Source organism: Bradyrhizobium sp. Ken51 (genome assembly GCF_055807435.1).
Genome location: NZ_JBVVPB010000051.1, coordinates 19,639 through 31,414, shown reverse-complemented (window position 1 = coordinate 31,414; position 11,776 = coordinate 19,639). Strand labels below are relative to the sequence as shown.

Sequence of the window (11,776 nt, the reverse complement as noted above, 5' to 3'; positions counted from 1 at the left end):
AAAGGCGCGTTATCGATTTGGACGATCGCAGAGGAATCCGTGAGGTGGCGGACCTTGCACCGCACAGGACTGCCGTCCACCAATATCTGCGCAGCATAGATGTTACGTCGCCGCTCGTTCGCCACGTCTCGCAGTCTCCCCCGCTCTAGCGCGCGGGAGATATTGATCGACGATTCCAGTCTCAAATGAGGCTAGACCGTGGTTTCATTGCTAGGCCGGGAGCTTTTTCTCCAGCGCGGCCGACTCCGCCAGGGCCAGATCCTGCGCTGCCACGGCCTTGTGCTCACCGGCTTTGCGATCGCCCCAACCGTTCGCAGCGGCGATGCCGCGCGCGGTCAGGCTATCGAGAGAACGCTCAAGCACATGGAAGTATTCGCCAAGCTCCGCCCTGCTTCGGCGCGTCCAGCCCGGCGATCAGGACGTGCTTCGCCAGCTCAGGGAAGAGGAGAGCGAGGTTATCCGCGCTTCGGCACTGCAGCTCGGCGTCCATGTCGCTGTGTGCGCCGCTCTCGACGTGGCTGACGAACCCGGGTTTCGGATGTGGTTCAACTTCGCGCTTGAGGCAAAGCGACGCGACATGACCGGGCTGAGCTTCAAAAAAATGATCCTGCCAGCCGAACAAGACCGCCCCGGCGCCGCCAGTAAACGGACACGCCGGAAGGACAGCAAGGCAAGATTGATGCTTCACGCGCCCAGCTTGTTTGGCGCTAAGCCGGCCGGGATCTTCCGGCTCTGTAGGCCAACTGCGGCCGAGTATCCCTGTCCGATTGGGACAAGCACGGCTGGCAACCCAGAAGGACGACGGACTGGGATCGCGCAGGCGCGCTTGAATGTCGGCCTTGCCTGCCTGGCCGGCCTGCAAGCGGGCCTCCCTTTCTTTCCTCATCACGCTGCGATGGCGCTCTCAGCGCTCCCCTCCACGTCCGTCCCAGGGGCCTTCTTCACCTCCCTTATTGCCGGCGCTTCTCAGCCCCTCCCCTGCGGCGAAAGCGAAGTCGCCCTCATCGCGCGCCTGTTACCAGGCCAGCCTACGGGGCGTAGCGACGGACGACGGCCACAGCGCTCCCGCTCGTCACCGAAATCATCGAGCGCGCCCTCCAGTCACGAGATCGAGCCGAGCGGCGTGACCGTGACAGGCACCTCGATCTCCCCTTCGCGGGCGCGTGCAGCGCGATAAGGGAGATACTGTTTCGCCTTCCTGCTGGAGCTGAACGACGGCGCTCTCGATGCTCAGGTCTGTGCCTTCCTGAAAATACTGCCGCAGCTACCCTTGGTATTGTCGTTAGTGCCGCGCTGCTAAGCGCTTTGCGGGTTGCAGAAGTAGATGTGGATACCGCATCGATCTTGAGACGATCGCGCTGAGCGATTTTCGGCTCCCTAGGTCAGCGCCCCCGGCCGGTGGGCCGGGGGCGTTCGATCCACCAACGCAAGTACCGATCAATATTTGAGCAAAATCGGACCACCGAACTTATAGTTCAGACGTGCAGTCATAAGATCTAGATTTTGGCGGATGCGATCGCCGCCCACTGGACCAGTAGCCGTGACAAAGTTGACGTCGGCATCCCGCATGAACAAGTGGTCGTATTCGACGCTCACCGACCAGTTCGGCGCGAACCCGAATTCGATCCCGGCGCCCACAGTAGCGCCCCAAGGGCTGCTATTGGAGCTCGCGAACTGCACGCCCGCGACTACGGAGTTGACCTGATAGGTGTTGCTCGTCACTGCGGCGCCACCTTTGACGTAATACAGTACGTTGTCGAACGAATAACCGATCTGCCCCGTGACCGTACCAAACGCATCAATTTTGCTCTGATTAAAATCCGCAAATGGGATGCTGAGATTGGATCCGCTCAGATCAGCCCAGTTCCCCTGGCCTTCGACGCCCACCACGATGTGGCCGATCTGCCATCGATAGCCGATCTGTCCACCTATGGTCATGCCGGTCGCATCATGGCAGCCCTCAGGCGTGCGGCCATTGAAATCCCAGCAATTCGAGCTTGAGCCCAAGCCTCCGTTCATACCTACGTAGAGGCCGCTCCAGTCCTAGATTGCAGCCGCGACCGCCTGCGGAGCGTTGTTGTAGAGAGGCAGGACCGGTGCAAAGGAGAGCGGCTTCGTCTATACATGCAGAAGAACAACTTGAAGGCGGCGTCAACCTTCATTATCGGCGATATGCCGGTCGATCGGATATTGCACGGAATCTCGGACTCATAAGTATATCTATTACCGGAGGATTTGTTTCTGAGTTGCGCTTGCGAGCGGCGCATCCCGACTACACAATCAACAACCATCATGAGCTGTTGCCAATTCTGCAAGACCATGGCTTTTTCCGGAACGCATAAATCATGATTGGCGAGGAATGATCACACAACGTCGCTCCTAAGACAGCGGGACAGAGAATAGGCCTTATCGAAGTTGGACACATGGGACCGGGTATTGGCATCAGCATGTTGCGTCAGCAAATCGAGTTGCATATCAAAGCCAACAAAAATCGCTTCGGCGCCGATCGCTTGACTGGAGCGGGCGCCCATGATCATCCTTCAATCGCTGGATTGGCCCAGCATCTAAGTGCCGTCCTGTTATCCTTGCCGTCCAGCCGCGAGGTTGAACGTTGGAAAAGGGAAGCGCGATGTCGCTGGATGACGCTTGAACGCAGCCGCGACAGTTCGCTTCGCGCGGCTCAGGCAACTTGCTTTTCAACACGCCCTTAGACGAGCTCCAGGCTTGCCAGCGTCTCGAAAATCCTCTTTTCGGCGTCGGACGACAACGGCAGGATCGGACCCGGAGGTTCTGCCGCGCAGAGCCCCTTGAGCTTTGCAATCGCGTAAATCACGCGCAGGCTTGAGAACGCCTTAAAGAGATGCCAGATGGGCTGCAGGCTGTCGTTCAACCGTCGCGCCTCTGCGGTGTCAGCGCTTTGCACCGAGCGAACGAGCGCCAGACAGGTGTTCGGAAAAATTCCTCCCAAAACGCTGTACCAGGTCTCCCCGCCCGCCAGCAGCGCATCCAGGCAATTCCAATCTCCGCTGTAGCCCAGCGAAAATCCACTCGGGACGACCTCCTGCAGAACCTTCAGATGACCGGCGACGGCGGAAGCTTCCGGTGCGGGACTCTTCAGCGCGATGATTCCCTCCACCCGGCTTAACCGAGCTATCAAATTCGGCGTAAAGCAGAAGTGCGTCGTGCCGGGATTATCGTAGATGCAAATCGAAAGCCCGCTCTCCCGAGCTACCGTGACGAAATGCTCGAAAACCTCCTCGTCAGTCAGCGGAGTGTAGGAGACGGGGGCCAAAAGTCCCGCGGCCGCGCCGGCGGCCGCAGCATCCCGAGCGAGTGTCACGGCGTCGTCCGTGCGTAAAGCTCCAACACCGACCAGGATTGGTGCGCGCCCCGCAGCTTGGTCAACTACCGTTTCGACAGCGCGGCGCCGCTCTTCACGCGTGAAATAAGGGTACGAGCCGGTGCTGCCAAGGAGACCAACGGAGTTTCGGATATCTAACCGTTACTTCAGAGGACATTGAGGTGTGGACGCGCTACCCCGACGCGACATTCACCTTGATCGCCCGGCCGACGACTGACCAATCGTCGGGCGAAGATTACCGTCTAGGCGCGTTCGACATCGGCAATCCTCAACAGTAGGACGGTCGGCCGTCGTCGCCTGCGGCACGGCCTCGACGCTGTCTCCAAGAGGATCGCGATCGGCGGTATCTCGCCGGTCGTGAACGGAAATCGTAGCGGTCAAGAACCCGACGCATTTGGCGAGGCTCGCACAGTCACAGCTCACGATGCATCTCGAAGTTTCGCAGCTGTTGCTGGGTTAGGAATTCCGACGCAGGCCTAGACGCTCCTTTTTGGGCATTCACCGGCGAGTACATTCGGGTGCGGCCTCCCGGTTCCCGAATTAACTTCCTGCGAGGAGATCAAGCTTAACTTGAAGATTTGATTGCAGCGGCGCATCGTGGGTTAGCCTTGTGCACCGGACATTGCTCCCGTCCTGGTCCGCCCAAGCGAAGCCGTCACGCCATCATATTCGGCGTGGCGGGTTCGTTTGCTCGGCCACGCACGCGAGTGTGATTTTGAAGAGGCCGTCAAAACACGAAACGCTCGACCTCGTCGAGATGCGTCGACAGGTTATCGGTCTGCGAACCCGGCACTCTGACAACGCCCGCGTCGCATATCTGTTGAACCGGTTGCTGATCAAGACTGCATATCTCACCGAAGCAGAGAGCGCAGCTCAGGCGATACGGCTGTGGGACGCATTCACCGAAACGATGGCAGATGTCGAGAAGATCATCACAAAACGCGGCCAGGCGGCATCGATTAAGGCTAACAAGTAGATCCGGTTGCGTAAGGCGAGCACTGCGTTGATGTTACTTATCGTCGCGCAGGTGGCTGTGTCTCGCGTAACCGCCTCCTTCGCGGCAAGGGGCCGCCGCCGTCACAAGCTGCGGCCCCGCCCGTGAGCGGCCTAGTAAGCGCGCCGCACTACTCGGCACAGGGAGGGCAGCCTCGGAGAAAACCGGTGGGCAAGCTCGAGCACTGCGGCTTCGTCGGTTTCGAGCGCGATCTTCTGGGCGAGCATCACGTCGCCAGCTGCCAGGGCCCGTTCGGGAACGAAACACCACCCGATCTTAGGCTCTCGTTCTTCATCAAGCCCCAAATCATTGCTCATAATGCCCTGATGAATTCGATGTCGCCGGCCGGTGTGGAGCCCGTGACTTCGAAATAACTCTCGGCATCCAACTGCGCACGCTGATCCGGAGATAGCCAATCGCGCAAAAGACGCCGCGCTCGCGCTTCCAGCCCATTTGCTCGACGAAGGTCCAATACAGCGAACGCAGGGCGCGCAAACGCGCACTACTTCCGACGCGGTTGCGTCTGAAAAACAACCTTTGCTGTGCCGTACGGCCTTGAGATCGCCGACCGGCGACCGAGTAGGAGCGGTAAATCCACGACCCCGAGGGGCTGGCCAAGGCTGAGCGGTGTCGAGCGGCTCACATAGGCGCGTTTAAGTGCACAGCTCTGATTTCCCGCGCATGCTCATCAGCGTCAGAGGAAGCGCGATCCGTTTGCAGGCGCCATAGCATTAAACGAGCTTGCCCGCTGGAACGCGGCGAACTGTCCATCGATTTTACCGGAAAACTGCGCCGCATCGCGGGACCAGCAGGAATTGTGCGACTCATTTGGATAATAATTCAGAGATTGGCTGGAAAGCGAACGAAGCGGCGACTGCCGATCTCTATTTCTCGCCGCAGAGGTCGTTCATGGGCAGTCATGATCTAGTCTCCAGCAGTTTCCTAGGGCTGACCGCATTAGGAGTTGCGCTACTCTGCTCGAGCCTGCTTGTCTTCGTTTTCACATGAAGTGAACGTCGCTCGCGTGGCCCCTGCTCATTCAGTTCATCGGCTGGACGGGCTGCTCCCCTGCATTGGAGGCTGGCATCAGCCATCGCCGCTTGAGCTGTGTAATCATGTACGTCAGCGGTTCGCCACGTTGCGGGCATCAAGCATGTTGCCGAGGAACTCGAGCAAGATGAAGACTGGCTGCCAGAAGCCGCCAATGAGATGGAGATTGAACCTGGCGCAATCTGGGGCTATGGCGCCGGAGAACATGGCATGCAGGTTTTCACTAAGTTCGGAATCGAAAATCTGATCGAACTCGTCCGGATGTATAGGAAAGCCCGGAGCCGCCTAAGCGCTCGCCGCAAGAATAAGGTGCTCTCCGACGTCGGCCGATCCTCACGCACATTGCCCCCGTAAACGCGCACAACCTCAAGGTTGGACAATCGGATAGTCTATGTTGCGCAGGTTTAGGCTGGGATGTGTAATGAATGCTGCGATAGCAGGCCTTGGAGCCGGGCCCGTCGTGCGGCTTCTGAAAAAATACATCCGCTTTGCGTGCGGGGTCGACGAGCTGACAGTAGGCGAGAAAGTTTATGCGATCGCCGGGTTTTTGGGAATTGTTACGATCTTTCTCCTGGTCATGTCTGTCCAGACCGTGCGACTGCAGAATTCCTACCGTGATACGCAAACGTCCTCCGCTGAAGCGGCGATCAATTCCGGACTGGTCAACGCATCCATTTATGCGATCGTGATGGACTCGCGCGGCATCTACATGTCTACCGAGCGAGCCAAGGTGAAAGAGTTCGCGGACGGAATCCTCAAGCGCAACCACGAGCTTGCGGAGGTGATGAACGGCTGGGAGGCTACGGTACGTTCGGAAGACTTCGAACAGTTCGTATCGCTCAAACGGCGGATTGCCCAATTCATCGATTTCCGCCAGGAGTTGGTGCGCCGGGCGGTGGAGATTAGCCCCGCAGCTGCCCGCGAGTTCGGGGACACCGAAGCTAGCAGCACGGTTCGGAGCAGGCTGAATGCGGATCTGGAAGCGTTGCAGCGCGGCTACAACGAACGCACTCGCGAAGCAGATGGGCTCGCGCAAAAGAATCGCTGTGCGGCAGGGTACCTGTTCATGCTGGGTTTGGCGGCGCTGGTGCTTGCCGCGCTCCATGTTCTTGTGATCCGGGATTCAGTGCTGGCGCGGCTTTCAGACATTGCCCAGGCGACCGATCGTATCGGAACCGGGGACATCGGAAGCGAGGTGCCACATCTGCGAGACCACGACGAAATCGGCCATCTGGCGCGCGCCGTGCAGAAGTTCCGCGCTGCTGTCGCTCAAGTTTTTGAGCTCGAACAACTTGAATTGGACCTCACCAAGCAGCGCGACGCCGCAATGGCCGAGCGCGACGCTTTCAACGACGAGTACCAAGTTAAAAAGTGGCAGCTCTCCGCCGTCATCAACAGCATGCCGCAAGGCCTCATCATGGTCGATGGCAAGGCACGTGTGATTGCAATGAACAGCAACTACCGGCGCATGTATAATCTGCCCGAGACCATCGACTCAGGGGCGTCGCTCGGGGAGATCCTGCAGCACGGGCTGTTCAGCGGCGACATCAAAAAGTACGTTTCCGCCATTCTCGTTCGGATCGGAAAGAGGGAGCAGGCAGCTTACGAGGTAACGCTCGACGACGGTCGGATCGTCAAAATCTATGAACGGCCTATTAATGCCGGCGGCTGGGTCTCCGTCCAGGAGGACGTCACGGAACAGCGGCAGCACGAGCGTATTCTCGAGCGTACCGAACGCCTGCTCGCCACGATTGTCGAGAACGTGCGCGAAGGTATCATAGCCAAGGACGCGCGCAGTCTGCGCTATCTGTTCATCAACAAAGCGGCCGAACGGCAGATGGGGCTGTCGCGCACCGACATTGTCGGCAAGACCGCGCGCGAATTGTTTTCTTCGGAAACGGCCGAGCTGATAGAAAAGCGCGACCAGCAGCTACTTGCGCAAAGCCAGCAGCTCGAGCCTATTGTCTGTACTATCTGCAATCCAGTTCGTGGCCGCCGGGTGATCTCGTGGAGGCGTTTGCAGATTGGCGCCCCCGGGGAGGACTCGCACATGTTCGTGAGTATGGTGGAAGACCTCTCCGATCAGGCTGGGACTGCCGACTAGCAGCTGGCATTACGTCACCCTCCGTGCAGGCGAATATGGGTACTGTCGCTCATTTCTGTTCTGTGCCAAATGGTTGGCATCCGGCCGAGGAAAAGTTCTCCACCAGTGCTGGCCTAGCTTGTCAGGTGTGTCGCTCTCGCAACGTCATAATTGTTCCATGCGCATTCGAATCGTTTTTGACTTCACGGGGTGGCGAGTTCAGCGTTTGATTATGGCGGCCCCCGGGGTAAGGTCTTTTCTCTCGAAGACAGTTTGAGGCGGGTTCAAGCGGCCGCTGTCCTGCGCCAGAAGTTCGTCCGATGCCGACGCAAGTATGGGCTCTCGCCACGCCAATCGGCTGGACAGTCGTCGTGGCCGCGATCCTGCTCTATTTCATCTTCAGCCCTGCTAATCCGGCGCCTCTTAAGGCGAGACGCCTAGTCGTCGTGATTGCGCAGCCGTGGCCACGGGACTGCCGGGCGCATAGGGCCGTGCCAAAAAGACGACCTACAATTGCCCCGCCGAATTGGGAAAGTCCGCGGAGGAGAAATCGCTATCTGCCGGAGCCTTGAAAGGACACGCCGAACGTGAGGTGACGCCAGCCGCGGTGACTACGCGGCTGCCACGGATCGCGAGCAATCACCGATCCTAGTCGAGATCGACGTCGATATGGGCATGCCGATCGCGGCGGTGTTGATGCTGTTGCTGCCGTTGGCTTCGAAACGACATGTCGACCGATGCTGCTGGCGGCCGTCGCCGGAAACTATGCCTCACCGAGCAGTCGACGGCATTGCCCGGCTCTTGCGATCAGGTGCTTGACGAGATGCGCGATGATAGCATTGTCTAATCCGTCTTTCTGCGCTTGTTTCCGTACGGCGGCTACAATGTCCGGAAGCTGCTCGGCCATGGAAATCAGTCCAGCGATCACCTTGTCAGGATCGAGGCGCGTTTCGCGCGCGAACTTCTGCCAATCGCGTAAACCAATCTGGCTGAGCTTGTAATCACCGCCGATTTTCATCGCGAGCTTGATCTTCTGCAGATCGACGTCATCGTAGGGAAGAATGCTGGCGATGTCGTAGAGCGGGGCGAGCCGTACGTGAGGGCCTCCGGCCAGCAGCAGCGAATAATTCTTGGCATGAGCATCCGTACCCGCAATCAGCCAATTGAAGCCTAGAGCGTCGACAAACGTGTCAACATCGGCGACGCGATCCGTGGAGTAGGTGCGCAAAAGCTCGATCACATCGGCAGGGCTTGGTCCGCCATCGTTTTGATACTTCATGGTCGGCAGGATGCCGAGCGCCTGGCAGATATCTTCCTGGTGGACACGGACGATCTCGTTCCCACTGAACTGCCGGTCGTAGCGCTCGATGACGATGGCGATTTCCTTTCCGAAATGCATCACCTGGGTGTCGGCGACGGGCAGACCGACATTGCGCGCAAGTATGAGGCAGATATGTTCATTTTCGGCGTGTCCATCGAAATGGCCGCTCGGCGGTTTAAGGATATGCGTCGTCGGAACGCGCCCAGAGGGAATTCCCCACCTGCCTTTTTGCAGAAGCAAGGCGGTTTTGGGTTGGGCACCCGCAAGGCTGAATTGTCCGGCATCGCGCGGCAACCGCCATGCGGCGTGATCCTCGCGCAAGGTCTGCAGGCGTTTGGCGATCGCCGTTTCGTCAAGCCATTCGACCTTGTCTTCGGCGCCGCTTCGCAAGGCCTCGAGCCGATCGGGCGTGATGAACTGAATGGCTCCCGCGCAATCCTCGCCGACATGGGAAATAAGGGCAAACACGTTGCGCGCGGACACCTGAAATCGTCGGGCCCACCGTTCGAGCACGTGTTCGTTGTCGGGCAGGAGTCCCCAGAGGAAAGCCTGCACGGCGGAAGGTCCGTGCTCTTCGGCCGCGAGCGGCATGGACAGTGACAGCGGATAGGCTCCTCCGGCCTGGCGCCAGTCCTTGTCATAGACAAAGGTGAGCCGGCCGCGGGCGTCATTGCGCACGCGGCCGATTTCCCGGCCGTCCAGCAGAGCAACAAGTTCGCTCGTCATGCCCTTTTCTTCCTGGCGTTGGCCACGATGGCGTTGATATCGACGGCTGGCCTGGTGGCCCCGCGGGCGGGCGCTTGTTCGGTGCCCGCGTCCAGGCGAATGTCCAGGGCGTCAAGGGCGCGAAGGATCAGACCGAGTTCAGCGCGCGCGTGACCGTGCTCAACTTCGATCACCCATTGGCGACTGACGCCAATGCTCTTGGCGAACGTCGATTGATCGAGTTTGAGCTTCTTGCGCCGGTCGCGAAGGACGGCGCCGAGTTCGGCCGGTGTGCGTACGAGCATGGGATCTCCAAATGTCAACGTTCGCTTACTTTAGCATAAGTCGGCGTTCGTTGACAATTTGTAAATGTCAGCGATCGATGACATCATAACTCATCAATCGCTGACTTAGGCTCCGTCCGCGCGGACTTGATCAGCGGATCGACCTGTTTCACCGCGGCAATGGTATCGAGCAGGAGTGGCCAGGCGCAGCTATAGATTAACATCGTGATCTTCGACAGCTCGCCGATTCCGAGCAACAAGACCGGCAGCGGCGCGGTGTTGCGGCAGATCTCGATGAACTGGTTCACGAGATTGCCGACTCGCGCATACCAACCGACCGCCACGCCAAGCGGGACGATCAAGGCGACCGAAATCAAAAATCCGCTCAGGGCACGCAGCAGGCTGGCGGAGACGTCATCATAGAGCTCGCCGGTTTGCGCAAGCTGCCAGCCCGCAGCAATGATGTCCGAGAGCGGTGGCAGGAACACGGGATCGATCAGCCCGAGCCTCCGAGCCGCGTCCCACGCCGCCAACAGGGAAATCAGCAGCAATGAGCGGTGCCCGAAGGCAGGCAGCCCGCGGGCCGCGGCGCGGATCCGGTCCACCGCCGGCGATGCCGGTCTTGCCACGCTGGTGAGCGGCTCTCGGCGCCCGTGCGCAACTCCAGCAATGTCAATATTTCGAGACTAGACATGGGCGACCTCCTCCACTTTGCGATCGGTGCGCGCACCAGCTCCGCCAGCGAACTGTGCCTGCTGTGCTTTCAGCACTTCCTCGCAACAGGCTCCAGACCTCGTGGCGCACGCTGCCGAACTCAGGCACTGAGCGCACGTCGTCAGCCTCGCTGCGGTGCCCATCCGGAATGTCGAACACCTGCTTGATCCGGCCCGGGCGGGACTCATGACCGCCACCCGCTGGCCGAGTACGATGCCCTCGTCGATGCCGTGGGTGATGAAGACGATTGTCTTGCCGGTGGCGCGCCAGATCCGCAGCAGCTCACCGTGCAGCATCGCGCGTCTGGGCGTCGAGCGCGGCGAACGGCTCGTCCATCAGCAGCCCTCGGGATCGTAGGCGAGGCTTCGCGCGATCGCGACACGCTGCTTCATGCCGCCGGAGAGCTCATGCGGACAGCGGTCGGCAAAGCCGGACAGCCCGACCAGGTCGAGGAAATGCCGCGCGATGTCGAGACGCTGCTGGCCTTGAGCCCGGCGATATCGAGACCGAACTCGACGTTCTCTTCGGCGGTACGCCGGGGACACAGTGCATGCAGGATGCCGGGGTGGCGACCGGGTCCGGCAATCGGCCGGCCATCGAGCAGAATCCGGCCGCCGGTCGGCAGCGTGAGCCCGCCTAGCAGATCGAGCAACGTGGATTTCCCGCAGCCGCTTGGGCCACCCAGGGCGAGGAATTCGCCGGAGCGAACATCCAGCGTGATGTCCTCCAGAGCGGCGAAGTGACGGCCTGGTCCGCGGCCCTCGCCGCGCACGACGAACTCCTTGCGGACATGCTCGAAACGGATCTTCACAGTGGTCATCGGGCCTCCGCCGTCCTTCCGGACGGAAATAGTTGAACGCATTGGTGTAGGTGTCGGAAGCCTTGACCTGGCCCGGCTTGAATAGGCCGTCCTTCACAGCCAGTCGATCCACATCTGGATCTCGCTATCCGAGATCACGCCGTCTTGGCCGCAACGCCGGTGCTCTTCCAGTATTTTCATCGAGGAGGCATCCTCGTTGCGCTTGCGCTCGACAATGATCTTGTCGAACCGGGCCCGCACCTCTTCCGGCGTTGTGGTCTGGGCCCATTCGATGGCCCGCGAAATCCCTCCACCAGCCTGCGCGATGCATTGGGATTGTCGTTGATGAATTTGTCCCGCAGTACATAGGCACCGTCGGTGAACTGGCCGAACAGATCGGTGTCATTAGAAAGCGAACGGATGCCGCCGCGCTCAAGGGCTTTGTCGCGCAAAGACGCCGCTTAG

Annotated in this window: 12 protein-coding genes and 3 pseudogenes; 3 read left to right on the top strand and 12 right to left on the bottom strand. The window is 59.8% G+C overall.

Features of this window, described 5'->3' with window-relative positions; translation table 11 throughout:
• Positions 1–210: 210 nt before the first annotated feature.
• The 5 genes and pseudogenes from AC0L27_RS38635 to AC0L27_RS38615 form a co-directional block, all read right to left on the bottom strand.
• The gene (locus tag AC0L27_RS38635; RefSeq protein WP_473323098.1) at positions 211–363 is read right to left on the bottom strand and encodes a hypothetical protein; all 153 of its coding nucleotides are present in this window, start codon (positions 361–363) and stop codon (positions 211–213) included.
• The gene (locus AC0L27_RS38630) at positions 356–862 is read right to left on the bottom strand and encodes a triphosphoribosyl-dephospho-CoA synthase (RefSeq protein ID WP_473323095.1); all 507 of its coding nucleotides are present in this window, start codon (positions 860–862) and stop codon (positions 356–358) included. The genes AC0L27_RS38635 and AC0L27_RS38630 overlap by 8 nt, the downstream gene beginning before the upstream one ends.
• A gap of 575 nt (positions 863–1,437) precedes the next feature.
• Positions 1,438–2,109: pseudogene (locus AC0L27_RS38625) on the bottom strand (outer membrane protein); the annotation flags it as partial.
• 254 nt (positions 2,110–2,363) lie between these two features.
• Positions 2,364–2,537, bottom strand: coding sequence for a hypothetical protein (locus AC0L27_RS38620; protein WP_369726166.1), 174 nt, complete (start codon positions 2,535–2,537; stop codon positions 2,364–2,366).
• Positions 2,538–2,707: 170 nt separating this feature from the next.
• Positions 2,708–3,493, bottom strand: a complete 786-nt coding sequence (locus AC0L27_RS38615) for a dihydrodipicolinate synthase family protein (protein WP_473323104.1) — start codon at positions 3,491–3,493, stop codon at positions 2,708–2,710.
• Between the two features lie 583 nt (positions 3,494–4,076).
• On the opposite strand from AC0L27_RS38615, the gene AC0L27_RS38610 reads away from it, so the two are divergent.
• Positions 4,077–4,337 carry a hypothetical protein gene (locus AC0L27_RS38610; protein WP_473323092.1) on the top strand — a complete coding sequence of 87 codons (261 nt, stop codon included), beginning with the start codon at positions 4,077–4,079 and terminating at the stop codon, positions 4,335–4,337.
• A gap of 131 nt (positions 4,338–4,468) precedes the next feature.
• Here the strand turns inward: AC0L27_RS38610 and AC0L27_RS38605 are convergent.
• Positions 4,469–4,889 (bottom strand): annotated as a pseudogene (locus AC0L27_RS38605) (hypothetical protein).
• A gap of 937 nt (positions 4,890–5,826) precedes the next feature.
• On the opposite strand from AC0L27_RS38605, the gene AC0L27_RS38600 reads away from it, so the two are divergent.
• Positions 5,827–7,509, top strand: coding sequence for a PAS-domain containing protein (locus AC0L27_RS38600; protein ID WP_473323090.1), 1,683 nt, complete (start codon positions 5,827–5,829; stop codon positions 7,507–7,509).
• A 742-nt stretch (positions 7,510–8,251) separates the two neighbouring features.
• On the opposite strand, the gene AC0L27_RS38595 is transcribed toward AC0L27_RS38600, so the two are convergent.
• The 3 genes from AC0L27_RS38595 to AC0L27_RS38585 all read right to left on the bottom strand — a co-directional run bounded on the left by AC0L27_RS38595 (position 8,252) and on the right by AC0L27_RS38585 (position 10,403).
• Positions 8,252–9,535: a type II toxin-antitoxin system HipA family toxin gene (locus tag AC0L27_RS38595; RefSeq protein ID WP_473323089.1), complete on the bottom strand. Its 1,284-nt coding sequence runs from the start codon at positions 9,533–9,535 to the stop codon at positions 8,252–8,254.
• Positions 9,532–9,819 carry a helix-turn-helix domain-containing protein gene (locus AC0L27_RS38590; protein ID WP_473323087.1) on the bottom strand — a complete coding sequence of 96 codons (288 nt, stop codon included), beginning with the start codon at positions 9,817–9,819 and terminating at the stop codon, positions 9,532–9,534. The genes AC0L27_RS38595 and AC0L27_RS38590 overlap by 4 nt, the downstream gene beginning before the upstream one ends.
• 83 nt (positions 9,820–9,902) lie before the next feature.
• Positions 9,903–10,403, bottom strand: coding sequence for an ABC transporter permease (locus AC0L27_RS38585; protein WP_473323085.1), 501 nt, complete (start codon positions 10,401–10,403; stop codon positions 9,903–9,905).
• 295 nt (positions 10,404–10,698) lie between these two features.
• On the opposite strand from AC0L27_RS38585, the gene AC0L27_RS38580 reads away from it, so the two are divergent.
• On the top strand, positions 10,699–10,869 hold the full coding sequence (locus tag AC0L27_RS38580) for a hypothetical protein (RefSeq protein ID WP_473323081.1): 171 nt from the start codon (positions 10,699–10,701) through the stop codon (positions 10,867–10,869).
• Here AC0L27_RS38580 and AC0L27_RS38575 read toward each other — a convergent pair.
• From AC0L27_RS38575 to AC0L27_RS38565, 3 genes and pseudogenes are all read right to left on the bottom strand, one after another.
• Positions 10,848–11,057, bottom strand: a complete 210-nt coding sequence (locus AC0L27_RS38575; protein WP_473323077.1) for an ATP-binding cassette domain-containing protein — start codon at positions 11,055–11,057, stop codon at positions 10,848–10,850. The two genes, AC0L27_RS38580 and AC0L27_RS38575, sit on opposite strands and share 22 nt — an antisense overlap.
• A gap of 92 nt (positions 11,058–11,149) precedes the next feature.
• Positions 11,150–11,332: pseudogene (locus AC0L27_RS38570) on the bottom strand (ATP-binding cassette domain-containing protein); the annotation flags it as partial.
• Between the two features lie 93 nt (positions 11,333–11,425).
• Positions 11,426–11,572 carry a hypothetical protein gene (locus AC0L27_RS38565; protein ID WP_473323075.1) on the bottom strand — a complete coding sequence of 49 codons (147 nt, stop codon included), beginning with the start codon at positions 11,570–11,572 and terminating at the stop codon, positions 11,426–11,428.
• Between the last annotated feature and the right edge of the window lie 204 nt (positions 11,573–11,776).

Bases quoted from the DNA above. Each gene is read 5' to 3' on its own strand.
- AC0L27_RS38620 (WP_369726166.1), bottom strand. From the start codon at position 2,537: ATGATCATGGGCGCCCGCTCCAGTCAAGCGATCGGCGCCGAAGCGATT.
- AC0L27_RS38600 (WP_473323090.1), top strand. From the start codon at position 5,827: ATGAATGCTGCGATAGCAGGCCTTGGAGCCGGGCCCGTCGTGCGGCTT.
- AC0L27_RS38595 (WP_473323089.1), bottom strand. From the start codon at position 9,535: ATGACGAGCGAACTTGTTGCTCTGCTGGACGGCCGGGAAATCGGCCGC.
- AC0L27_RS38590 (WP_473323087.1), bottom strand. From the start codon at position 9,819: ATGCTCGTACGCACACCGGCCGAACTCGGCGCCGTCCTTCGCGACCGG.
- AC0L27_RS38580 (WP_473323081.1), top strand. From the start codon at position 10,699: ATGACCGCCACCCGCTGGCCGAGTACGATGCCCTCGTCGATGCCGTGG.